This window comes from Marinomonas primoryensis (genome assembly GCF_013372285.1).
In the GTDB taxonomy this organism is placed as follows: Bacteria; Pseudomonadota; Gammaproteobacteria; order Pseudomonadales; family Marinomonadaceae; genus Marinomonas; species Marinomonas primoryensis.
The window spans coordinates 1,404,204-1,427,533 of sequence record NZ_CP054301.1; the positions used below are offsets into that span (position 1 = coordinate 1,404,204).

Below are 23,330 nucleotides of genomic sequence, written 5' to 3' on the forward strand. Positions count from 1 at the left end.
ATTACTTAATGAATTTGTTCGTATTGGTGACTGCTGACACCAAAGTGTTTAATAAAAGCGGCTTCAAATTGAGCTTCAGAAAAGCCACTTTGAGCAACAATATGCGGCTTTGCGGCAGGGTTTTGTCTAAGCAGTGCTGCCGCGGACTTGATGCGACTACGAGAACGGTAGCTCTCAATGGACTGTCCAACAATCAAATAAAACCCAATGGCGAGTGCTTCTGTATTGAGCCCAACTTTTTGTGCTAAATATTTGATGTCTAAGGCGTCGTGTTCCGGCATCTCTAAAAGATTTTGAGCATGGAATAACTTGCTTTGGCAGTCTTCACATTGTGACAAATGGCTAAGCATTTGCAGCTGTTCTATTAAGGTAAACATTAGAGAGTACAAATGTCCTGCAAGGCTAATTGAATGGCCCTTATGCGACAAAATAGGCTGTACGATACTGGTGGTTCTTTCTGTAATAGGGAGTCTTATAACAGCATTTTCATTCCCTAAACTGTGTCGCATGGAAGTGAAATGCTGAATGATTTGATCTTCTGTTTCACCTAGCACTGATGCCAAATGCGCTGGGCTAATGCGTACCTGTAGTAGACTGTGCTCTTTGTTTTTTGCTATGAAAAAATGACCATTGATATTTTGTTCTTGGTATGAGATCTGTACCGAATCTATATCTTTTACTGTTTTTATTGGTTTTGTGCCCAGAAAAGAGAAATACAATCCGGGTTGTGCTTCTTCATGAATAGAAAGATCAGTGTTGGCACTTAGATGCTGATTAAGCAGTTGTAGATTTGGAAGTAGGGTACGTTGTTGTTTATGACCAGACAGCCAAGGAGTGACTTCTTCTTTTATTTCTCCTGCATTGTCATATACATCACGCATGTTTAATTGCATCGTATGTTGCCTCTAATCTGATAATGGTTATCATTAAAGAGTTTTTCTCAATCTAATGCAAGTGATTCTCATTAAAAAATATGTGTGAGAATCACTTTATTGATGTTTTTATCTGATATGCACAGTGAAATAGGAAGAATCAATCTAAATAATCGGTTCTATTTAGGCCGTATTTTTGCATTTTTTGATTGAGCGTTCTGCGTGGAAGTTGAAGCTGTTCCAGAACAAGTTGAATATTGCCTTTTTGTTGTCGAATGCTTGCCTCGATTAAACTGCGTTCAAATTCTTGTACCTTAACGCTCAATGGGAGAGGCGTGATCGTATCTATGTCATCTTGGGCTTGATAACCAGCCAAAATCTTAGCTACGCTGGTATTGGGCTCTAAAGCATAACGTAGGGCGACATTTCTTAACTCACGAACATTTCCTGGCCACCCATACAACGTCAGTGTCTCATGATCTATCGGACTAAGTTGTCTAAAATCTCCGCCACGCTCTTTGACCGCCATGCGACAAAAATGCTCAAAAAGTAGCGGGATATCGGACCCTCGGTTACGCAAGTCAGGAAGGTGTATTTGCGATACATTTAGGCGAAAGAATAAGTCTTGTCTGAAATTTTCTAATGTTTGTAAGTCGCTTTTGGCTGCTGCGACAACGCGTAGGTCTATTTTTATTATATTGTTGCTGCCGACACGTTCTAGTTGATTCTCTTGTAAGACGCGCAGTAATTTGATTTGCATTGCGAGTGGCATGCTTTCTATTTCATCTAGAAATAAAGTGCCGCCACTGGCATATTCGAGTTTTCCAATTCTTTGTTTATTGGCGCTGGTAAAGGCGCCAGCTTCATGACCAAATAGTTCACTTTCAAACAATTCAGCAGGGATGGCTGCGCAGTTTATTGCAACGAACGGGCTGGTGTTTCTAGGGCTGCAGTCATGCAGTGCTTTTGCTACTAGTTCTTTGCCGCAGCCTGTTTTACCATAAACAATAACGTGAGTGTCCATGCTGGCAAAGGTATAAATTTGTTGCCTGACTCGAATGATTTGTTCATTTTGGCCAATGATGATTTCTTCTAGACCATGTAGGTCTCCGAGGTATTGTGATTGGTTTGCGTGTTGTAGTTGAACCTTTCGGAGTTGAATGGCTTTTGCGACGGTTTGCAGTAGTCTGTTTGGATCAAAGGGCTTTTCAAGGAAGTCAAAAGCCCCATCACGCAATGCGTTGACCGCTGTGTCTACGTCACCATGGCCAGTAATCAGGATAAAGGGCAGTTCATGTTCTTTTGAAAGGCAATGGCTCATTAGGGTTAGGCCGTCGATGGGCGTCATGCGAATATCACTGACAATTATGCAGGGCGTACCGACATTAAATTGATCTATTAACCCTTGAGCTTCATGAAACTCTCTTACCGCATAACTTGATAGGCGCAGCCATTGTGCTGTCGTCGAGCGAACGATCTCGTCATCATCAAGCAGCCAGATTTCAATGGGATTGATCGTATTTTTATCCATATTAAGCCTTTAGCAGTGTTAATCGAAATACTAGTAGCGAGTCATCGTTATGACTTGCTGTCAGTGTTCCATTCATGTCTTTTGCTAAGTTTGCGCTGATGGCAAGCCCGAGCCCTAATCCTTTGCCAATAGGTTTTGTTGTAAAAAATGGCTCAAAAATATGCGTAGTCTTACTTTTTTCGATTCCTGGGCCATTATCTTGGTAGCTAATAGTTATTTGGCTATCATGGTTCTGCAACGATATTTTAATGTTTGGTATTATTTTTAGTTCAGAACAGGCTTGGACTGAATTACTGATTAGATTTGAAAATATTCTCTCTAGCCTAGTAGGCTCAGCAATGACCATATCTAAGTCGTTTAGCTCAATTTCCCAGTGTACGCCATGAACGTCATCACCAAGGCTCTCAATAGCTCGTGTTACAGAGTTTTTTATAGACGTTGGCGCAAGTTGTTCGGGTCTTCGGTAGGCGAGTACTTTTAATTCACTGGTTAATTTTTGCATTCTTACCACAAGGGATTCTAAATCAATGAGTATTTTTAACGCTTGCTCCGAGTCTTGGCGTTTTAGTAATAGTTCTGCGGTATAGGCCAGTGTTCTGATGCCTGTTAGCGGCTGGTTTAGTTCGTGGGCAATGGCGGTCGACATTTGTCCTATGGCAGCGAGTTTCTCTGTTCTTAAGAGTTCTTTTTGTGCTGCTTCTAAGGCTTTGGTTCGTTCCAATACGCGTTCTTCTAGCCGGGAATTTGCTTCTAATAAACTCAGTTCTGCTTTCTTACGCTTGCTAATGTCGAGCAAAGTCACCAAGTAACCTTGGGATTCACTCCATTTTAGAGAGGAGACGGATAATAGTGCAGGGAAGGTTTGACCATTGTCTTTTTGCAGCACGACTTCTTGTTCTAATAAATTTGTTGCGTGTGGTGGGTTGTGTACCTCTTGTGTCTGTAAGGATTTGATAAAGGACAGTGCGCTCTGGTTTTCTGGGCAGTCAGGTAAGAATTCATACAGGTAATGCTCGTTAAGTTGAGCTCTTTTTCCAAAGTAACGAAGCCCCATAGGGTTAACAAATGATATTTCGCCACGTTTGGTAAGCTGTAGAAGTCCAACATGTGTGTTTTCAATCAAGACTCGTTGGCGCTGGGCACTATTGGCGATGAGCATTTCGTTTTCTAGCTTTGACGCAATTTTTAGGGCGCGTTCTCGGCGATATAGCCAAAATAGGAAGATTAAGGCAAATATTCCTAGGCTAATAAAGGCAATGTTTTGAGCTTTCTTTTGTATGCCTTTTAAGTTAGATAAATAATGAATTTGCCATTTTAGGTCGTCTAAAGTGACATTTTGTAGCAGATAATTTTTACCGTTTAGATGATAGATTTTAGACCGGGTCTTATTCAAAAACTGAACGTCGGTATGGTTCTCTAACCAGTCACTGACTAAAAGACGGTTAAGTCTATTGGCTAAAAAAATGAGGTTGTTCTGATCTGTCATAACGACTAAGTCTTCAAGGAGGTTCCAGCGTTCAATTAAATCACTAACGTTAATTTTTACTGCTACAGCGCCTGCCAGTCCGGTTGATGTATACACTGGAGCAAGTACAAGATGAGCTGATTTATATTGTTCAGGGTTATAGCCAGAGACAAGAATGTATTCACCTTGTTGCTCTTTCAGTACGTTACTCAGATCTTGTTTACTAAAGTAGTCATCTAAATTGAAGTGAGGCGACTGCTCACTTGAAACAAGAAGATCGCCTTGTGCAGACAGGATGAACCAATCTTGAGTTTTTGATACGTGTGTAAGGTCTTCTAGCTGTCGTTGTAGGCGCTGTGTTAATTCTTCGTTGTTTGTGTCATTCATAAACGCTAATAACGTTGGGTTATCTGCAAGGGCATAGGGAAGAATATGGTAGTTTTTTAATTCATTTCTTAATTCAATAACGTAATCGAGAAGTTGATCCTGGCCTTCGGAGTGTTTGTCTATAATAAGCGCTTGATAGGCAATGGTGTTTACACCAAAGAAGAGCAAGGTGAGTGCGGCGCATCCGAAGGATAAGAAAAAAAGGCGATGTTTACGGAAGTGTGAAATCAAAGAGAGTCTCGCTAGCCTTTATTATGTCGGCCAGTTTGCAGAGTTTAATTATATTAGGTTAAAACTGCGTAATAAGGTAACGCCAATACTAGTAGTAATCAAGGATACGATGGTGGTAATCACAATGATATTTGCGGCAAGCGCAGAGTTACCATTCATTGCGCGCACCATAATATAGCTTGCTGATGCGGTAGGGGCGGATGACATAAGGAATAGAACACCAAGTTCCATGCCTCTGTAACCTAATAAATAACCACCATAGGTGAGTACGAAAGGGATAAAGATGAGTTTTCCCGCCGAGGCCATCATGGCCCCTAGCATACCACTTTTCAAAGACTTAAAACTCAATGACGCTCCGGCACATAATAAGGCTAATGGTAGCGTCATTTGCGCGAAGTAATCGCCGGCTTTGTACAGTGTCATAGGCAGTGTTATGCCTGTGAGGGTAGACGCGAAAGCGGCCATTATAGCAATAATAAGCGGATTTTTTGCGATGCCTTTTAGTATGCTTTTTATATTGGCGTTTCCCCCTAAACCACGACTTAAACCGATGACAGATAATATATTAAATAAAATCGTTACACCGCCTAAGTAAATGGAAGCAACGGCAAAGACCTCGTCACCATAGGCATTAACGCAATACGCTAAACCAATGATTCCCATATTGGAGCGGAAAGCGCCCTGTGCTAAAACAGCGCGTTCGGCTTTGTCTGAAATCCAAATGGACATTATCAGCTCTAGTGCAACATAGGTAAGTGTGACGGCAACGATGGCGTAAATAACCAAGGAAAAGTCGGTATTACTGGATAACTCTGTTTTGGAAATACTGATAAAGAGTAGAGCAGGAAGAGTGACGTTAAACACTAACTTAGATGCAACATCAATGAAGTTGTCATTGATGATTCGTATGCGGTATAGGACAACTCCCAATACCAATATCAAAAATATTGGCATGGTGATAGAGAAAGAAAATACCAATACGTCTAAAAAATTGTTCAACGCCATTCCTTAGAGAAAATTTTACTGATCGTTGTTTTCGAAGCGATATCCCGCACCATAAACTGAGTGAATAACATTCAATTCCGGTGCAACAGCGGAGATTTTTTTGCGCAGTTTTTTGATATGGCTATCAATCGTGCGATCACTCACTACTCGACTATCAGCATAGATACTTTTCATTATAAGGTCGCGACCGAAAACACGGCCAGGTTCTTTTATGAGTAATTGAAGTAACTGAAATTCAACGGTTGTTAGATCGATTAATTCGCCTTTATAAGTTACTCGTAGACGATCTACATCCATGTCAAAGCCATCGGTTCTTGGCGATTCAGCTTGATCTAGTTCAACACGGCGTAAATTAGCTTTCACACGCGCTACAATTTCTCGTGGGCTGAACGGCTTGCAAACATAATCATCTGCGCCCATTTCTAAGCCAATTAGACGGTCAATTTCTTCTGCTTTTGCAGTAACCATAATGATAGGAACACCGCTGAATTGGCGCACCTGTTTGCAGATTTCAACGCCATCTAAACCTGGTAGCATTAGATCTAGTAGAATGATATCTACTTGATTGTTTTTAATATAATTGACGGCAATGTCCCCACGATCAAGGTGGTGATGTTCATAGCCTGCTTGCTCTAAATAAGCGGACATTAATTCTGCTAATTTCGGTTCGTCTTCAATAATCAGTACTTTACTCATAATATTATTTATTCCATATCAGTTTAAAGGGAATTCTATTCTTATTCCTAAGCCACCATCTGGGGAGTGATAAGCACTGATAGTGCCTTGATGTCCATCCACAATATTAGAGCAAATAGCAAGGCCTAAGCCTCTTCCGCCAGTTGCTCTGTTTCTTGAGTTTTCAACGCGATAAAATTGTTCAAAAATTTTGTTCTTTTCTTCTTCGTCGACACCTGGTGCAGTATCTTCAAAAAGTATAATGACTTTTTTATTCTGCTTTGAAAGCTTAATAATTAATTTTCCAGGCGCATTCGTATACTTTTGTGAGTTATTCATCAGATTCAAAAAGAGTTGATGTAGTCGATCTGCGTCACCTATCATAACAATAGGTTTTTTCTGAGAATATTCAAACTCTAATTCTAATCCAGCTTCGTTAAAGGGAAGCATCATGGATTGAACGGTTTGCTCCATAATGTCATTTATTGAAACCTCATCCATGTCGTAATTCAAACTGCCCATATCATGCATGGATAATTGATTTAAGTCATCAATTAGGCGGGCAATATGGATCGTTTCTTGATGTAGCGAGGCGAGGCTTTCAGGAGACACCTTAATAATACCGTCCTGCATTGCTTCAATTTCTCCCCTGAGTATTGCCACCGGTGTTCTCAATTCATGCGCGGTATCAGCTACCCAGCGTTTACGTGCTTCCCTAGTATGTTCTAACGTGCTGGCTAAGTTATTTAAGTCACAACTGAGACTGGCTAATTCATCAGCGCCTTTGACCGTTATTCGAGTGTCATACTTTCCAGCTGCCAGTTTTTTTGTCGCTCGCTGCATAGAACAAATTGGACGGCTTAACCATTGTGCCAATGGCCATGTTAAAAGTGCCGCAATTGCGAGCATGAACGCGGAGATAAGCAAGAATGCTTCACCTTGTTGGCGAACAAAGCGTAATGTTTGGTCTTGAACTAACTCTCTAATTGAGCGTAGGCCAACATAACCGACAATTTTTTTATTGACCTTTACGGCGTGAATTTCTGCATCAGTGAAGTGAGTCTTTCCAATAATTGGCTTCTGTTGGTCATCAAATAAGAGGAAACGCTGACGATAATATTGTGACGGATAAATCAAGTCTAAATTAGGTGTGCTAGGTGGTGGCACTAAATCTCTTAAGTTTTCAAGTTTCGCTTTGTGCCATTCGTTTTCCATTCGGCTTTCTTGGACCAAAAAATACCAATCATCATAATATATGTAGAGATTGGCGGTTCTGTTCGCCATTTGCTCTAAAAAATCACGGTCACGTTCCGTCGCGTAAGAAACAAAGCCTCTATCAAAGCTCCATTGGAACACCTGCCACATAGAAACAATGAGTAGGATATTGCTCAAAACAAAAACTGCAAAAAGTTTATGCCGAATTTTTAACCCTTTGGTAATGGCCATAGGTGAGGTTGTAATCCTATTCTGTGTCCTGCTGAGGTTTTATTTGCAGGGGATTATAGTCATCGATACTAGATTAAAGAGTGTTTAGCATCGAACTTATTCGTTAGTCGTTCTAATTGTCTGTTTACTATACATTTTTAATGTGAAAGCTGGCTACTTGGTTGGAGTGTAAATAATGAGGATTTCTAATTAATGATTTCCTGTTAATATTATCGGCTGATTTGTATTTTTTGGGTTTCGTTATGGCTTTGTGGTCTGTGTTGAAAGGTGTTGTTTCATTCTTACTGATAGTGATAAATACCTTAATGTGTTTTGTCCCAGTTATGTTGCTGGCTTTGTGTAAGTGCATCATGCCGTTCCCATCAGTGCGCGCTATTTTAAACGTCGTTTTGGATCGCGTGGCGACTTTTTGGATTGGTGTTAATAATTTAAATCAACGTTGCCTTGGTCAGTCGGTTATTAGCGTGTCAGGAGTGAGGGATTTTTCAATTAATGAGTGGTACATGATCACGGCGAACCATCAGTCTTGGGTTGATATTCTTATTCTGCAGCGCCTTTTTAATCGACGGGTTCCATTTATTAAATTTTTCTTAAAACGAGAGTTGATTTGGGTGCCATTTATCGGGCTTGTTTGGTGGGCATTAGAGTTTCCTTTTATGAAGCGCTATAGCGCAGCGTTACTCAAAAAACGTCCTGATCTAAAGGGCAAGGATATCGAGATAACAAAAAAAGCCTGCGATAAATTTCAATACTTTCCTGTTTCCATCATGAATTTTTTGGAAGGGACGCGTTTTACGGCTCAAAAGCAGACTCAACAATCTAGCGTGTTTAAGCATCTTTTAATGCCCAAAGCTGGTGGCCTATCTTTTGCGTTAAACGCGATGGATGGCAAGTTACATCAATTAATCGATGTGACGATTGTTTACCCAGGTGGCATTCCCAGTTTTTTTGATTACCTATGTGGAAAAACATCAGAAGTAAAAGTGCATGTTCGTATGATGCCGATTGAAAATGCCTTGTTGGGTGATTATCAAAACGATGCGGAATACAGGGCATATTTTCAGCAATGGGTGAATGAATTGTGGCGTCAAAAGGATCAACAGATAGAACGTATGACGAAATCTGAAAATACAAAGTAGGTTTTCCTAGTTAAATAGTCTTTCGTAATGCCGGTGGAGGGGTTGAGCCTGTATCCTCGTAAAACCTGAAAATTGTATCTTTTTTCTGTATAAAAAATCCCCGATGCTGTTTGTTTGAATAGTATTCGAGGCATTTAATATGGACATTTCTCATTTACTCACTTCTCACGCCATTAATATGCAAGCCTCAATGGTTCGTGAATTACTTCACTATAGTCAGCAACCAGATATTTTATCATTGGCCGGCGGTCTACCTGATGAAAAATTAATGCCAGCCTATCCAGCCTTTAACCAATTAACAGACAGCCGGCAGTATGGCGCAAGTGAAGGTGAAAAGGGGTTGCGAGAGATTATTGTCGGACTGGTTGCGGACCGAGGTTTACACACGACGCTTGATAATGTGTTGGTAACCAATGGTTCTCAGCAAGGTTTGGATATTATCAGTCGTCTCACTCTTGATGAGAGCTCAACTATTTTAACCGAGCAACCTACCTACCTTGCCGCTTGTCAGGTGTTTAAGTTACAAGGTGCCAATATTCAAGGAGTGCCTTCTGATAGCGGAGGGATGTCGGTTTCAGCATTACGGAATGCCATAGAAAATACGAGCCCGAAAGCGGTGTATTTGATTCCAAATTTTCAGAATCCAACGGGACATTGTTATAGCTTGAAACGTCGTCAAGACATTGCTGCGTTGTTGGATGAAAAAGGGATCTTGTTGATTGAAGATGACCCCTATCGAGATCTTTGTTACGAAAAGGTTGACCTTACTCCCATCACGACCTTGCTGAAGCGAGCGCCTTGGTTATACATGGGAAGTTTTTCGAAAGTGTTGTGGCCAGGGCTTCGTACTGGTTATGTGGTTTCCTGTGCTGAATTTTCGCCTCATTTAGTCAAGATCAAGCAAGCTATAGATTTGCACACTAATCGTCTGGGTCAAAATATGATAGCGGCGTTTGTCGCATCAGAAATGTTTCCGGCGCACATCGTTAAGCTTCAGCAATCCTATAAAGAAAAACGTGATGCCATGTCAAAGGCATTGGTTGCTGAATTGGGTGATATGGTCGAATTCAACACGCCTGCTGGCGGCATGTTTTTTTGGTTGAGGTTGCCTGACGGTGTTTCTTCTAAACAGGTAATGACTGATGCGTTAGAAGAGAAAGTATTAGTTTTACCCGGCATGCCATTTTTTCCGAATCGACACTCGCAAGACGATGTATTTTTGCGTCTGAGTTTTGCCCGCCTTTCTTTGGAGGAAATACAGCGAGCCGTTCATATTTTGTCGGACGTGATTCGACGCCGTATGACATGATTGGCACCTTCGGTGTTCTGTTTAGTGCATTAGAGGCTTTCGTCTTACTGCTTTTATGATGCTAAGCGCAGGTATTTATACTATTTATGCTCGGCTAGCAGTTCCTTCTTTTTGGACGACACGTTAGAATCTTACTTTTAAGACTGTATAGAATAGGAATATGTAATGGGCAGAGCCTTTCAGAACCGCAAAGAGTCCATGGCAAAAACGTCTGATCAAAAAGCCAAGGTTTACAGTAAGTACGGCCGTGAGATTTATGTTTGTGCGAAATCCGGTGGTATTGATCCTAATGGTAATTTGACGCTGCGTTCTCTGATTGAGCGTGCGAAAAAAGACCAAGTGCCAACGCACGTAATCGATAAAGCCATCGATAAAGCGAAAGGCGGCGGCGGCGAAGATTTTGATACGGCTCGCTATGAAGGTTTTGGGCCTGGTAACACTATGGTGATTATTGATTGTTTGTCTGATAATCCTAACCGCACGTTTGGTGACGTACGTACTTGTTTTAATAAAGTGAAATGTAAAATTGGTGGTCAAGGCAGTGTGAGTCATATGTTTGACCACAGTGCGATTTTTGTTTTTGCTGGTAACGATGAAGAGGTTGTTCTTGAAGCCTTAATGATGGCTGATGTAGACGTCACTGATATCGAGCTAGAAGACGGTAAAGTCACCGTTTTTGCACCAAATACGGATTACGGTAAAGCAAAATCAGCATTAACCGAAGCGCTTGGTAATATTGAGTTTGAAGTGGACGAAATTCAATTTGTTGCGCAAAATACATCACCTATAGAAGGTGAAGAGTTGGAAAAATTTGAGCACTTTCTTGATTTACTCAATGACTTAGATGACGTTCAGAACGTTTATCATAACGCTGAACTTTAATCGTTAAGAAAGCTCTGGCGAGCGCTTGTTCGTCAGAGTTTTTTTATGACTAGTGCTTGTTGAATGTAAGCAAGTCTAGTGAATGATAAAAAATAGAGAAGACAATCATGACAAAAGCTAAGCCTCAGGTAAAATCCCCTTGCGTGAATTTATGCTTATTAAATGACGACGATGTTTGTGTCGGTTGTTATCGAACTGGAAAAGAAATTACGTTGTGGGGAGGAATGAATAAATCTTCTCAACTTGCTGTTATGAAGAAGGTTCGTGAGCGTGAATCGAAAAGCCAATTCGTTAGCGATTAGTGTTGGTTTTGCGGTTTGGCTTTTCTCTCCTCGTTATTCTTTTTCTAATTTGTTTTTTAACTCAATCCATTGCGACATGTATTGAGTGCTTTTTAAGCTGTGGTGTCGCAACATCAACCCTAAAAAATGTTTTTTACGTAAGCTTTCTTTGAGTTTAGTCTGTAACTGCAATCGATTTATTAATTTTGGTTCCCACTCTTGTGCTTGGTAGCGGGATTGTAATATTTCGTGGCCATTTTTTTGCATTAATAGCCAGTTTGTTTTGTCTTCATAAAGCGAAACCGCCGCATCAATAAACGTCTCGATGTTATCCGTTATCACACCGTTCCAAGGTAATAAGCCATGCATGGCTTCGGCGCCTATTTGAGTGGTTATGCTTGGTGTGCCCATTTGCATTGCTTCAACGAGTTTGCCTTTTATGCCTGCACCAAAGCGTAAGGGCGCTAAACAAATCCGAGCGTTTTGCATGACTTCTTGAGCATCTTCTGCCCAGCCTTTGACTAAAAAACCTTCCTTTGCATTGTGTAGCTGAGTGGCTTTAGGTGGTGGGTAGGCGCCATAAATGTGAAGTTCCGCTTTTGGTAGGCGCTTGCGGATTTTTGGCCAGATGTCGGTTTTCAATTGCAAAACCGCGTCCCAATTCGGCGCGTGGCGAAAATTCCCTATGCTAATGAAGTGCTGGCGTTCTTCGAAAGGTGTTAATGCATTGATTTTTGTTGGCGCTGGTAACATGAACGGAAGGTGATATACGTGTGTTTCAGGTACTTGAAATTTTTCAATGAGAAGTTTGGTTTCCATTTCAGAGATCATCAGCGTTAAATCACAACGATGAATGGCAGCCATTTCTCTAATACCGTGATCATTGTAAAGATCTTCCGTTTGAAAAACTCTGTTTTGTTTGAGCGCTAGGTGTCTAGCTTGCCTTAACGAGTGAAGGTCTTCTGTGTTTAATACTCGTAAGGAATCTGGACTGAATTTTTCTACGCGCCAGCCGAATTGCTCTTCCATCATAAAACGATCAAAAATGACGATATCAGGCTTTTTGTCTGTAATGTAATGGTCAAATGAAGTGTTGTTGAGATCGATATGCTCAGTTTGGATGCCTAATGTGGATAGGTCTGCCATGTGATCTGTTTGCTGGGCTGGACTTGCAAATGATATTTGCCATTGGTTTTTATAAAAACAATTGAGTAGTTGCATCATTCTACTGCCTGCGGCAGAGGAGTTAGGTTCAGGCCAGACATAACCAATAACAAGTAAGCGCACTGTGTATTCTCAAGGATTAAAAGGGAGGCGGATTCAAGATTTAAACGAGAATCAGGACATATTCGTTCAGCTATTGTATCATGGCAAACAGATTTGTGTTGCCTGCCTCATCTGTAGAGATGGTTAGGCAAGACGTAAGCAAAACATGACGTTGAGACGATTATTATGATCATAAAGCCAAAGATTCGCGGATTTATTTGTACAACAACACACCCAGTAGGTTGTGAGCAAAATGTAAGAGAGCAGATTGCTTTTACTAAAAGCAAAGGGGCCATTGAAAATGGTCCTAAAAAAGTACTCATAATCGGTGCGTCAAGTGGTTATGGTTTGTCTTCTCGAATTGCTGCTGCATTCGGTTCTGGTGCGGCGACTATTGGTGTTTTCTTTGAAAAAGCCAGTACAGACAAAAAGACAGGTACGGCAGGTTGGTACAATTCAGCGGCCTTCGATAAAGTTGCCAAAGAAGAAGGTTTGTACGCCAAAAGCATTAATGGCGATGCCTTTTCAAATGAAGCGCGTGCTAAAGTTATTGAGTTAATCAAAGAAGATCTTGGTGAGATTGATATGGTGGTTTACTCATTGGCTTCGCCGGTTCGTAAGATGCCAGAAACAGGTGAAGTGGTTCGCTCTGTGCTTAAGCCGATTGGCGAAACCTACCGGTCGACTGCGATTGATACCAATAAAGATGTCATTATTGAAGCGGAAATTGAGCCAGCAACTGAAGCGGAAGTGGCTGCAACGATGACGGTAATGGGTGGTCAAGATTGGGAGTTGTGGATGTCAGCTCTTAATGATGCTGGTGTTCTTGCAAAAGGTGTTCGTACCGTTGCTTACTCTTACATCGGCTCTGATATTACTTGGCCTATTTATTGGCATGGCGCGCTAGGCAAAGCGAAAGAAGATCTAGATCGTGCTTCTGGTGCGATTGATAAGCAACTTGCTCCTTTGAATGGCGGTGCTAACGTCGCTGTGCTGAAGTCTGTTGTGACGCAGGCCTCTTCTGCTATTCCTGTTATGCCATTGTACTTGGCGATGGTGTTCAAGGTAATGCGTGCAGAAGGTCTTCATGAAGGCTGTATGGATCAGATTTATCGTTTGTTCTCTGAGCGTCTTTACAATAACCATAATCCAGCTGAATTGACAGACGATAAAAATCGTTTGCGCCTGGATGATTGGGAATTGCGTGAAGATGTTCAGCAGGCTTGTCGTGATCTTTGGCCGACAATTAATGATGCTAATTTGTTTTCTGAGACGGATTATCAGCTTTATAAGGACGAGTTTTTGAAATTGTTTGGCTTTGGTGTGAAAGGTGTCGATTATGATGCTGAAGTAAGCCCAGAAGCGAAATTTGAGGTTATTACGCTTTAATATTGCAATAAAGCGTCTAAAAGGAGTTCAAGCTTTGCTTGGACTCCTTTTTTTATGTCTTTTTATCTCTTATAGTGAAGAGATTCATGTTTTGGGGTGATTATGAAACGTTCATTGGGGTTGCTTTGTGCTGTGTCGTTTTTTACGAATGCTCAGACGATAGAAGTTCAGCCTGTCGATATTATTTATGGCAATCAGGTGATACGGACTCAACATCAGGTAGTGGTGAGCTCCCAAGAAGAAGTTGCGGTCATTCCTGTTGAAAAGGCGAGATCGACACTTGGGCCTAATATCGTTATTACTGCGGATGGCGTCGGTATGTCATATCTGGAAGAAAGTATCATAGCAGAGCGTGAGCAGGCTATTTACGATGAGGTAAACAAACGCACAGAAGAGGCGCCGTTTACAGTTTTGTTTACCGGTAATATCCCTGAAGATATTGAAGAAAGGCGTCTTCGTATGATGCCAGAAGTAGGTATTTTTGGCGATCAAGTTAAAGCAGGTGATGTGTCTAGTAATAATGTGAAACCAGATGTTGGTGATTTCTCACCTATTGGCAAGGGCGGGTCTCCAGCAGGCGCCACAGGAGCGAAAAGAGCTCCTGTGAGTGATGAGGAAAAATTAGAAAAATTGATAGGGGGGTAGCGCCTTATTTCTCTTTTTTCAACTTACATTGCTTGTGTTTACGTTACAGGTTAGGGGTAGAAAGTGAGGCTTCTATCCAGTCTTGTTGCTCTATAAGTTGTGTTGGAAATTCCTTGTTGTGGATGATTATTTTGGTGGTGTCGGTTGACTGAAGTTTGTCTTTAATGAAGGCAATAAAATCTTTTCTTTGTATTTTTTCTACACTCTCTATCCATTCTTCTCTTGTTTGAAAATCGGGCTCTGGCTTAGCTATCTGATGCCATTCTCTTAGTGCATTATCACTTAAATTTTTTGCGCTCATTCTTAGTTCATTTAACAGTGCGTTTTTTGCACTTTCAAACTCGCCTTCTTGTAGGTTGTGTAGTCTGATTCTTTGTTCCTTTAAGAAGCTCTCTATGGCGTTAATAATGGTGATTGAGTCCTTGTTGGGTGATTGCACGAGTAGTCCTAGTATTGGTGTGGTGCGAATGCTTAGGTCTTGTGCTCCGACAATGTAACCAAGTTGTTGGTTGGTTCTCAGGTCTTGGTAAAATGGGCTGCTAATCAGTGTTCTAAGGATAGAGAAACACGCTTTTTCGGTGATGGCTTTATTACTGGTGACTGATGATTGTTTGCTGATGTCGATGATGCTGTATAAAATGACGCTGTCGTCACTGGTTGATTCGAACTGATAGTGATGTTTTTGTTGTGCGGTTAGGTTCTTGGTTTCTATCTCTAGCGGCTCTCTGGGGGTAAGCCGCCCTACGAAACGCTTGTAAAGTGAGTTAGCGAGTTCTTTGGTTTGGTCTTTAGTTGAGTTGCCTGTGCTATAGCCGATTATGTCAAAGTTTCCGCGCGCTTTTTTGGTGTATTCCTGAAGGTCCTCTAAGGATAGTTGATCAAGTGAGTCTTCGAGTTGCATTGTGGTGAAGCTGTTTTTCGTAATTAAAGCGTGTAATGCGCTGACTGCATTACGGTAAGCTTGTCTGCTTTTTTGATTGACAAGATCTTTTTTAAGCTGAGTTTTTGCTTGCTCGAAGCGTGTAAGGTTGGGGCGGAATAAAAACAGTTGATCGATCAGCCAAGCAGTGTAAATACTTTGTTTATCTGAATAGCCATTGGTTCGTAATGTTGCGCCATTGGTATGAGGGTAAAAAGTGTAACCCAATCCTGCTACAAAAGGCGCGTAGGTAGATTCGCTGATGCTATCGTTAAATAAACGACTCCATAAGCGGTTCAATAGCGTGTGTTTTGGGGTGTCTGCGGCATGATCAAAGCGAATCCCAATAAAATTCATTGCAACGGGTTTTCCAAAGCTTGGATCGGACTTATTCCAGTAGGTGAAGCCTTCTTTTTGAAAAATAATCGATGGAGTGTGGTCTTCTTCATTAATTAAAGCGAGAGACTCAGGTATGAAGTTGTTTTTTTCTGGCAGGGTTACTTGAGTGCTTTTTACGGATAAGTTAATGATATCCAAAAACAACGGGCTAAAATTATTGTTGCTGTATTCACTTTGATACCAAGGTTCGACTTTCCACTGTGTTTTTTGATCTGCCCAGTTTTCAGGGGGAGTTTTGTTTGTGATTACTTGAATTAATAAGTTTTCTGGGTTGAGTTGTTGTAGTAAATGACGAATTTGTTCTTCGCTCGCGGCGGATTCTAGGCGGAAGCTGCTTAATATGTCTTCGGTTGGTATTTTTAGCATTCTGGCGGATAAGGAGCGAGCGAGGTTTTGAGGATCGACATAGTTTTGATGGTTGTACATGAGTTGGCTTAGTTTGAGCCCTTCTTCTATGTACATTGGGTTGATAGGTGATGAGCTTAAGAGGCTAATAGTGGCAAAAAAGCGTTTTGCAACGGTGTCTATTTTTTCAAGTCCTTCATTGCTAAGGCGCATTGTTATAATAAGGAAGGCGTTGTCTTCGTAATCAGGGCTGATATTTGCGGAAATGCCATTGATTAGCCCTTCTGACTTAAGAGAGGCATAAAGCGAACCCTTGTTCTCATTGCCTAAAATATACGATAAGTAGCGGGTAGGTTGGGTTTTATAATTTTTCTTTTGAGCGTCGATTTGGTAGTAAAATTTTAGTGTGTTGTTATCGATTAGTGAACGAATAAATTGTAAGTGTGGTTTGCCTACGGGAATCAATGTTGGCTGATATATGTTCTCTTGTATGACATTGTCTTTGCTTTGTATACCAGAAAAATATTGCTGAGCAAGATTGGCCATTTCTTTGTATGAGCGATTGGCGACCATTACTAATGCCATGTTCTCGCTGTAATAGTTTTGTTTATAAAGGTTAAGAAGTTGCTCTCTTAATGGGTTGTTTGGTCGATCCTTAAGAGTGTCTAAATTGCCCACGGTGAATCGGCTGTATGGGTGTTCAGGGTTGATCAGTGTTTTTAGGGCTTGGCTGTTGCGGCGGCTTTCTGTTTTAAGTTTAGCTTTGTATTCAGCATCGACGGCATTTTTTTCTCTTTGAGTAAGTGATTCACTGAATAGTGGAGTGATAAAAAATTGTGAAAATCTATCCAGTGCCCCTTCGTATGCAGAAGGTTTTATATCAAAATAAAAATTAGTTGTGTCTGTGCTTGTGTAGGCGTTGTGTGAGCCGCCGTGAGTGTTTATGTAAGATTGGTAGTTGCCAGACTCCGGGTACTTTTCGGTTCCAAGAAAAAGCATGTGTTCTAAAAAGTGTGCTAGTCCTTGTTGTTGCTCTGGATCTTGAAAGCTGCCTACGTTCACAGATAAAGACGCAGAAAAACGTTCGGCCTGAGGGTCGCTTACTAGGAGTACTTTGAGGTTGTTTGGTAGCGTTATTAAGTGGTAGTTATTTTTATCCGTTAGGCTTTTTTTCTGTATTTTAATGACTTTATTGTCTGTCGTTGCGTCATTATTATTTGCTTGTTCTGTTTTGTCTTGGCTCATTTCGCTACTGGTGCCTAATAAAGAGTCTTTTTGAGTTGGATTGGTGGTGTGAGCTGAGAGTGATGTAAGCGCTAAAAAGAATAGGGCGAGATAGGTGGCGGTTTTTTTTAAGGTTTCAATCATTTCGTCAGGCTAACTGAGATGTGCAGTGTGATGCAATGGACATGTTTTTTGTCCATTGCATAAAAAGACAATGTGCTATTGTGCATCTAAAGATTGGCCATTTATTGTTAGGCTGTCTTTGCCCATTAAGTAGAGATACAGCGGCATAATGTTATCTGGTGTCGCTAAAGTGGTTGGATCTTCTTCTGGGTAAGCATTGGCTCGCATGCTAGTTCGAGTTGCTCCAGGGTTAATGGCGTTTGCTCGAATGGTAGGGGATTGGCTGGCGAGCTCACTTGACAGTATCTGCATCATGGCTTCTGTGGCGAATTTCGATATAGCATAAGCCCCCCAGTTTGCCTTGGCTTTTCTGCCAACGCCAGAAGACGTAAAGACAATAGAAGCGCTTTCCGCTTTTTGCATCAAAAGTAATAATGCTTGGTTTAATAGTAGTTGGCTGGTGACATTGACCCGCATTACTTGTTCAAATAACGTTGGATCATAGCTTGCCAGTGTAGTTCGTTCGCCTAGTAAGCTGGCATTGTGGAGGATGCCGTCAAGGTGGCCAAATTCATTTTCAATGGTGTTGGCAAGCTCTATATAGTCGTGCTCTGCTGCGCCGTCGAGATTTAATGGGACAATGGCGGCTTGGGGGTACTTTTGTTTTTCAATGTGATCGTATACAGCTTCGAGTTTCTTGATAGAACGGCCTAATAAAATGACGGTCGCCCCGTATTTTGCATAAGTAATGGCAGCGGCTTTTCCTATGCCATCGCCTGCGCCTGTAACAAGAATTACCTTGTTTTTGAGTAGCTGGTTGGGGGCTTGATAATGAAACATATCTCCTCCTTATTGCCTGATTAGGCGTCGATTTTTTGGGTATGCATTAAGTAGTTTACGGACACGTCTTTGTCGTTCAACTTGTATACTTTTGTTAGTGGGTTATAGGTCATGCCTGTTATATGGCTAACGTCCAGTCCTGCCTGTCTTGCATAATTATTTAGTTCGGCAGGTTGGATAAATTTAGCGTAGTCATGAGTGCCTTTTGGAAGCATGTTTAGAATATACTCGGCTCCAATAATCGCAAAAAGATAGGCTTTTGGATTTCTATTAATGGTAGAAAAAAATACATGGCCACCAGGCTTAACAAGTATCATGCAGGCTTTGATGACTGAAGAAGGGTCTGGAACGTGTTCCAGCATTTCAAGGCAGGTCACTACATCGTATTGACCCGCTTCGCGTTCTGCAATGTCTTCGGCTGTTATTTTTTCGTAATCGATATCAAGTTTGGATTCTTCTCGGTGTAATTTGGCAACCGCAAGAGGAGCTTCGCCCATGTCAATGCCTTTCACCTTGGCGCCAAGCTTTGCCATTGCTTCTGATAAAATGCCACCGCCACAGCCAACATCAATGACTTTTTTGTCTTGTAATCCGTTTGCGCGCTCGTTTATGTAGTTTGTGCGTAACGGGTTGATGTCATGCAGTGGTTTGAATTCATTTTCTGTGTCCCACCAACGGCTTGCTAGGGCTTCAAATTTCGCAACCTCATTTAGGTCTACATTGCTGTTTTGTGTGTTTGGCATGTCGGGCTTCCATCTTTTGTATTGCTATAATTTGAGTGCGTATGCTCGATGTTGGAGCTGCAAAGTGCGTTGCTTATCACTGCCTCTTAAAGTGTATTTATACTGAAGCTTTTATCTGGTTAGTATAGCGTTATCGTAATAGGTGACCAATAGTAAACTTGTATTGTATTGATAATAGACTGTGTGGGTTGGTTAAAGTGGAATGATGTTTTGAAAGGGCAAGGGGTGATTAAACATAAGTAGGTAACAAAACATGTCTCTGAAAGGGGTGTTATTTTTTTCCTTATGGTATGATTCGGCGCTTATAAAAAAGATATTAGGTAGTCTGTCAGACTCCGAGGCATAAGGATCGATTGTATCTATGGGTGAATTAGCCAAAGAAATTATTCCCGTCAGTATCGAAAATGAACTTAAGGGATCTTACCTAGATTATGCGATGAGCGTAATTGTTGGTCGAGCATTACCTGATGTACGAGATGGGTTAAAGCCTGTTCACCGTCGTGTTCTATTTGCGATGAGTGAACTTAAAAATGATTGGAATAAACCGTACAAAAAATCGGCGCGTATCGTCGGTGATGTAATCGGTAAATATCACCCGCATGGTGATTCTGCTGTATACGATACGATTGTTCGTATGGCGCAGCCTTTTTCAATGCGTTATACCTTGGTCGATGGTCAAGGTAACTTCGGTTCTGTCGATGGAGACAGTGCTGCAGCAATGCGTTATACCGAAATCCGTATGGCGAAGATTGCACATCATCTTCTCATGGATTTAGAAAAAGAAACCGTTGATTTTGTGCCTAACTATGATGGCACTGAATTTATGCCGTCGGTTATGCCTTCTCGCGTACCTGGCCTATTGGTTAATGGTTCTGCTGGTATTGCTGTTGGTATGGCGACTAATATTCCGCCTCATAATCTTGGTGAAATTATCGATGGGTGTCTTGCTGTTATCGACAATGCAGACATTACAATTGATGAACTCGTTGATCATATCCCCGGGCCTGATTTCCCTACAGGGGCTTTTATTAATGGCCGTGCCGGTATTCTTGAAGCCTATAAAACAGGTCGTGGTCGCATATATATGCGTGCCCGTCATCACTTTGAAGACATGGAAAAAGGCAATCGCCAATCCATCGTTTTTACAGAAATTCCTTACCAGTTAAATAAGGCAAAAGTGATCGAAAGGATCGCAGAGCTTGTAAAAGAGAAAAAACTGGAAGGTATCAGTGAGCTGCGCGACGAGTCTGATAAAGACGGTATGCGTATTGTTATTGAGCTTCGTCGGGGTGAGAATCCAGATGTTGTAGTGAATAACATTTTTACGCAAACCCAATTACAGTCTGTGTTTGGTATTAATATGGTGGCCTTGGTTGATGGTCGCCCTCAGTTACTTAATATCAAACAAATTCTAGAGTGTTTCGTTAAACACCGTCGTGAAGTGGTTACTCGTCGTACTATCTTTGAGTTACGTAAAGCGCGTGAACGAGGTCATATTCTTGAAGGTTTGGCTGTTTCTTTAGCCAATATCGATCGCGTAATAGAATTGATTCGTACATCACCAACGTCAGCTGAAGCAAAAGAAAAGATTGTAGGTGAGGCTTGGCAGCCTGGTAACGTGGTTGCAATGCTTGAACGTGCTGGTGCTGATGCGTGTCGTCCAGATGATTTGGACGCGGGTTACGGGTTTGTTGATGGTGCTTATCATTTGTCGCCAGATCAAGCTCAGGCTATTTTGGACTTGCGTTTGCATCGCTTGACTGGATTAGAGCATGACAAATTGCTTGGTGAATATAAGTCTCTTATTGAGCTTATTGGTGAGCTTCTTGATATTTTATCTAGCCCAGATCGTTTGATGGAAGTGATTCGTGAAGAGCTAGAAGAAGTTCGAGACGCTTTTGGTGATGCGCGTCGTACTGAGATCTTAACGTCTCGTCAAGACTTGACTATTGCAGATTTGATTGACGAAGCACCAATGGTTGTTACGATTTCAAATACCGGTTACGCAAAATCTCAGCCACTCGAAGAGTATCAATCTCAACGCCGTGGCGGTCGTGGTAAATCTTCTGCAAGCATGAAAGATGAAGATCATATTGAACATCTTCTTGTGACCAGCAGCCATGACACCATTATGTTGTTTAGTAACTTCGGTAAAGTGTACTGGTTGCGTGTCTTTGAAATTCCTGTTGCGAGCCGTGGTGCGAAAGGTCGTCCAATTATTAACTTGTTACCACTAAGAGAGGGCGAGTCAATTTCCGCCTTGTTGCCTTTGCCTGTTGTTGAAGATGCAGGTAAAGAAGAGGGTGATGATGAAGTGGCGGATGACGTTACTGTAGAAGCGAGCAGCTATATCTTTATGGCGACCGCGAACGGTACAGTTAAGAAAACCGCAATGCAAAACTTTGCACGTCCTCGTTCTACTGGCTTAATTGCATTGAGCTTAGATGAGACGGATGAGTTGGTTGGCGTATCGGTTACGACGGGCGAGAATGACATTATGTTGGTCTCTTCTTCTGGTAAAACGATTCGCTTTAAAGAATCTGATGTTCGAGCGATGGGTCGTACGGCTGCGGGCGTTCGAGGTATTCGATTGGGCGAAGATGCAAAAGTGGTTTCTCTTATCGTTCCTCAGGAAGGTTCTGCGGTATTGATGGCTTGTGAAAACGGCTATGGTAAACGTACTGCTGTAGAAGACTTCCCAGTTTACGGTCGTGGTGGTCAAGGTGTTATCGGTATTCAAGTATCTGAGCGTAATGGTCCTGTAATCGGCGCCGCTCAAGTAGATGAAACGGATGAGATTATTTTGATTACGGATCAGGGGACGTTGGTTCGTACTAGAGTGACAGAAGTGTCTTGCCAAGGTCGAAATACTCAAGGTGTTACTTTGATTCGTTTGACCAATGACGAACATTTGGTTGGTATTGAACGTGTCGTGGAAGATGATGAAGTAGATATAGAGATCGATGAGATTGATGAGGCCGATGGAGCCGTCGTTGATCAGGCACCAAGTGATGGTGACGAATCTCCTGATATCGCTGAAACAGATACTGAGTAGAAAATAAAGCGACGCACCTAGGTGCGTCGCTTTTGTTGTGGATAGGTCCTGAAAATATTAGAGGTAATAAGCGGGATGAGCCGAGTATATAATTTTTGTTCTGGTCCGGCAGCGCTTCCAGAAGCGGTTTTGAAAAAAGCACAAGCCGAAATGTTAGATTGGCATGGTGCTGGCGTTTCCGTGATGGAAATGAGCCATCGTAGTTCTGAGTTTATGTCGATACTGGCGTCCGCTAAAGCACGTTTGGCGCGCTTGCTGGATATTGGTGATGATTATGATATTTTATTTGTTCAGGGAGGTGCTTCTACCTTATTTGCTCAGATTCCTGCCAATCTAACGAATGGCTTTGATTCAGCGTGCTATTTGGATACTGGGGCCTGGTCTTCAAAAGCGATCAAAGAAGCGAAGAGATACACCAAGGTTGATGTGGTTGGATCTTCTAAAGAGCAAAACTATTCTACAGTGCCTAATTTCTCCACCCTGGAGTTGGATGAGACTGCAGCTTATTTGCATATTTGCCCAAATGAAACGATTGGCGGTGTTGAGTTTTCTGATTTACCAGAAACCAGTTTGCCCATCGTGGCGGATTTATCTTCTACCATTCTTTCCCGAAAAATAGACGTTAGTAAATACGGTTTGATTTACGCTGGGGCGCAGAAAAACGTTGGTCCTGCCGGTGTGGTGATTTGTATCATCCGTAAGGATTTATTGGCTCGCAGTACTGATGATCTGCCATCTATATGGAATTTCGCCCATTTGGCGGAGAATGATTCTATGATAAATACGCCGCCCACTTATGCGATTTATCTAGCGGATCTTGTGTTCGAGTGGTTGGAAGGGCAAGGTGGAGTCGAGGCAATTGAAGCGGTAAATATTCGTAAAGCACAGGCTTTGTATGACTTTATCGATTCAAGTAAGTTTTACTCCAATCCGGTTGATCCTGCTTTTCGATCTCGAATGAATGTGCCTTTTATATTGGCTGATGATTCTCTGGACGCACTGTTTATTGAAGAATCTGAAGCGGCAGGGTTGCGTACATTGGCTGGGCATCGATCTGTTGGTGGTATGCGAGCAAGCATATATAACGCGATGCCGATGGAAGGGATTGTGGCCTTAATTGACTTTATGCGCGCTTTCGAAAAACGTCACGGGTAACTAA

At 41.8% G+C, this 23,330-nt stretch carries 18 protein-coding genes; 8 read left to right on the top strand and 10 right to left on the bottom strand.

From position 1 onward, the window contains the following. Positions 1-5: 5 nt before the first annotated feature. The 6 genes from MP3633_RS06420 to MP3633_RS06445 all read right to left on the bottom strand — a co-directional run bounded on the left by MP3633_RS06420 (position 6) and on the right by MP3633_RS06445 (position 7,381). Positions 6-893 carry a helix-turn-helix domain-containing protein gene (locus MP3633_RS06420; protein ID WP_176334931.1) on the bottom strand — a complete coding sequence of 296 codons (888 nt, stop codon included), beginning with the start codon at positions 891-893 and terminating at the stop codon, positions 6-8. Positions 894-1,032: 139 nt separating this feature from the next. Then, the gene (locus MP3633_RS06425) at positions 1,033-2,403 is read right to left on the bottom strand and encodes a sigma-54-dependent transcriptional regulator (protein WP_112139775.1); all 1,371 of its coding nucleotides are present in this window, start codon (positions 2,401-2,403) and stop codon (positions 1,033-1,035) included. Between the two features lies 1 nt (position 2,404). Then, positions 2,405-4,486 carry an ATP-binding protein gene (locus MP3633_RS06430; protein ID WP_176334932.1) on the bottom strand — a complete coding sequence of 694 codons (2,082 nt, stop codon included), beginning with the start codon at positions 4,484-4,486 and terminating at the stop codon, positions 2,405-2,407. A gap of 48 nt (positions 4,487-4,534) precedes the next feature. After that, positions 4,535-5,491 carry an AEC family transporter gene (locus MP3633_RS06435; protein WP_112139771.1) on the bottom strand — a complete coding sequence of 319 codons (957 nt, stop codon included), beginning with the start codon at positions 5,489-5,491 and terminating at the stop codon, positions 4,535-4,537. A gap of 15 nt (positions 5,492-5,506) precedes the next feature. Further along, the gene (locus tag MP3633_RS06440; RefSeq protein ID WP_112139769.1) at positions 5,507-6,187 is read right to left on the bottom strand and encodes a response regulator; all 681 of its coding nucleotides are present in this window, start codon (positions 6,185-6,187) and stop codon (positions 5,507-5,509) included. 18 nt (positions 6,188-6,205) lie between these two features. Next, positions 6,206-7,381 (bottom strand): ATP-binding protein, encoded by a 1,176-nt coding sequence (locus tag MP3633_RS06445; RefSeq protein WP_244959882.1) that lies wholly within the window; start codon positions 7,379-7,381, stop codon positions 6,206-6,208. 473 nt (positions 7,382-7,854) lie between these two features. Between MP3633_RS06445 and MP3633_RS06450 the strand changes: the two genes are divergently transcribed. The 4 genes from MP3633_RS06450 to MP3633_RS06465 all read left to right on the top strand — a co-directional run bounded on the left by MP3633_RS06450 (position 7,855) and on the right by MP3633_RS06465 (position 11,244). Beyond that, positions 7,855-8,751 (top strand): acyltransferase, encoded by an 897-nt coding sequence (locus MP3633_RS06450; RefSeq protein ID WP_176334934.1) that lies wholly within the window; start codon positions 7,855-7,857, stop codon positions 8,749-8,751. A gap of 139 nt (positions 8,752-8,890) precedes the next feature. Next, positions 8,891-10,060 carry an aminotransferase-like domain-containing protein gene (locus MP3633_RS06455; RefSeq protein ID WP_176334935.1) on the top strand — a complete coding sequence of 390 codons (1,170 nt, stop codon included), beginning with the start codon at positions 8,891-8,893 and terminating at the stop codon, positions 10,058-10,060. Between the two features lie 165 nt (positions 10,061-10,225). After that, positions 10,226-10,942 (top strand): YebC/PmpR family DNA-binding transcriptional regulator, encoded by a 717-nt coding sequence (locus tag MP3633_RS06460; protein ID WP_176334936.1) that lies wholly within the window; start codon positions 10,226-10,228, stop codon positions 10,940-10,942. A gap of 107 nt (positions 10,943-11,049) precedes the next feature. Beyond that, positions 11,050-11,244: a DUF1289 domain-containing protein gene (locus tag MP3633_RS06465; protein ID WP_176334937.1), complete on the top strand. Its 195-nt coding sequence runs from the start codon at positions 11,050-11,052 to the stop codon at positions 11,242-11,244. A gap of 33 nt (positions 11,245-11,277) precedes the next feature. Here the strand turns inward: MP3633_RS06465 and MP3633_RS06470 are convergent, their stop codons facing one another. Next, positions 11,278-12,510: a glycosyltransferase gene (locus MP3633_RS06470; protein ID WP_217909060.1), complete on the bottom strand. Its 1,233-nt coding sequence runs from the start codon at positions 12,508-12,510 to the stop codon at positions 11,278-11,280. 165 nt (positions 12,511-12,675) lie between these two features. Between MP3633_RS06470 and fabV the strand changes: the two genes are divergently transcribed. After that, a complete protein-coding gene (gene fabV / locus MP3633_RS06475) occupies positions 12,676-13,878 on the top strand; it encodes an enoyl-ACP reductase FabV (RefSeq protein ID WP_176334938.1) in 1,203 nt (400 codons plus the stop codon). A 102-nt stretch (positions 13,879-13,980) separates the two neighbouring features. Next, positions 13,981-14,523 carry a hypothetical protein gene (locus tag MP3633_RS06480; protein ID WP_112139756.1) on the top strand — a complete coding sequence of 181 codons (543 nt, stop codon included), beginning with the start codon at positions 13,981-13,983 and terminating at the stop codon, positions 14,521-14,523. 43 nt (positions 14,524-14,566) lie between these two features. Here the strand turns inward: MP3633_RS06480 and MP3633_RS06485 are convergent, their stop codons facing one another. From MP3633_RS06485 to ubiG, 3 genes are all read right to left on the bottom strand, one after another. Then, positions 14,567-17,554: an insulinase family protein gene (locus MP3633_RS06485; protein ID WP_244959884.1), complete on the bottom strand. Its 2,988-nt coding sequence runs from the start codon at positions 17,552-17,554 to the stop codon at positions 14,567-14,569. A 75-nt stretch (positions 17,555-17,629) separates the two neighbouring features. Further along, positions 17,630-18,373: a YciK family oxidoreductase gene (locus MP3633_RS06490; RefSeq protein WP_176334939.1), complete on the bottom strand. Its 744-nt coding sequence runs from the start codon at positions 18,371-18,373 to the stop codon at positions 17,630-17,632. A 20-nt stretch (positions 18,374-18,393) separates the two neighbouring features. After that, positions 18,394-19,116 carry a bifunctional 2-polyprenyl-6-hydroxyphenol methylase/3-demethylubiquinol 3-O-methyltransferase UbiG gene (gene ubiG / locus MP3633_RS06495; protein ID WP_112139753.1) on the bottom strand — a complete coding sequence of 241 codons (723 nt, stop codon included), beginning with the start codon at positions 19,114-19,116 and terminating at the stop codon, positions 18,394-18,396. Between the two features lie 361 nt (positions 19,117-19,477). On the opposite strand from ubiG, the gene gyrA reads away from it, so the two are divergent. Together gyrA and serC are read left to right on the top strand one after the other, a co-directional pair. Continuing rightward, positions 19,478-22,171, top strand: a complete 2,694-nt coding sequence (gyrA, locus tag MP3633_RS06500; protein WP_176334940.1) for a DNA gyrase subunit A — start codon at positions 19,478-19,480, stop codon at positions 22,169-22,171. Positions 22,172-22,246: 75 nt separating this feature from the next. Next, on the top strand, positions 22,247-23,326 hold the full coding sequence (gene serC / locus MP3633_RS06505) for a 3-phosphoserine/phosphohydroxythreonine transaminase (RefSeq protein ID WP_176334941.1): 1,080 nt from the start codon (positions 22,247-22,249) through the stop codon (positions 23,324-23,326). Positions 23,327-23,330 lie beyond the last annotated feature (4 nt).

Bases quoted from the DNA above. Each gene is read 5' to 3' on its own strand.
- gyrA (WP_176334940.1), top strand. From the start codon at position 19,478: ATGGGTGAATTAGCCAAAGAAATTATTCCCGTCAGTATCGAAAATGAA.
- MP3633_RS06465 (WP_176334937.1), top strand. From the start codon at position 11,050: ATGACAAAAGCTAAGCCTCAGGTAAAATCCCCTTGCGTGAATTTATGC.
- fabV (WP_176334938.1), top strand. From the start codon at position 12,676: ATGATCATAAAGCCAAAGATTCGCGGATTTATTTGTACAACAACACAC.
- serC (WP_176334941.1), top strand. From the start codon at position 22,247: ATGAGCCGAGTATATAATTTTTGTTCTGGTCCGGCAGCGCTTCCAGAA.
- ubiG (WP_112139753.1), bottom strand. From the start codon at position 19,116: ATGCCAAACACACAAAACAGCAATGTAGACCTAAATGAGGTTGCGAAA.
- MP3633_RS06480 (WP_112139756.1), top strand. From the start codon at position 13,981: ATGAAACGTTCATTGGGGTTGCTTTGTGCTGTGTCGTTTTTTACGAAT.
- MP3633_RS06460 (WP_176334936.1), top strand. From the start codon at position 10,226: ATGGGCAGAGCCTTTCAGAACCGCAAAGAGTCCATGGCAAAAACGTCT.
- MP3633_RS06450 (WP_176334934.1), top strand. From the start codon at position 7,855: ATGGCTTTGTGGTCTGTGTTGAAAGGTGTTGTTTCATTCTTACTGATA.
- MP3633_RS06485 (WP_244959884.1), bottom strand. From the start codon at position 17,554: ATGATTGAAACCTTAAAAAAAACCGCCACCTATCTCGCCCTATTCTTT.
- MP3633_RS06420 (WP_176334931.1), bottom strand. From the start codon at position 893: ATGCAATTAAACATGCGTGATGTATATGACAATGCAGGAGAAATAAAA.
- MP3633_RS06445 (WP_244959882.1), bottom strand. From the start codon at position 7,381: ATGGAAAACGAATGGCACAAAGCGAAACTTGAAAACTTAAGAGATTTA.
- MP3633_RS06440 (WP_112139769.1), bottom strand. From the start codon at position 6,187: ATGAGTAAAGTACTGATTATTGAAGACGAACCGAAATTAGCAGAATTA.
- MP3633_RS06455 (WP_176334935.1), top strand. From the start codon at position 8,891: ATGGACATTTCTCATTTACTCACTTCTCACGCCATTAATATGCAAGCC.
- MP3633_RS06425 (WP_112139775.1), bottom strand. From the start codon at position 2,403: ATGGATAAAAATACGATCAATCCCATTGAAATCTGGCTGCTTGATGAT.
- MP3633_RS06490 (WP_176334939.1), bottom strand. From the start codon at position 18,373: ATGTTTCATTATCAAGCCCCCAACCAGCTACTCAAAAACAAGGTAATT.
- MP3633_RS06435 (WP_112139771.1), bottom strand. From the start codon at position 5,491: ATGGCGTTGAACAATTTTTTAGACGTATTGGTATTTTCTTTCTCTATC.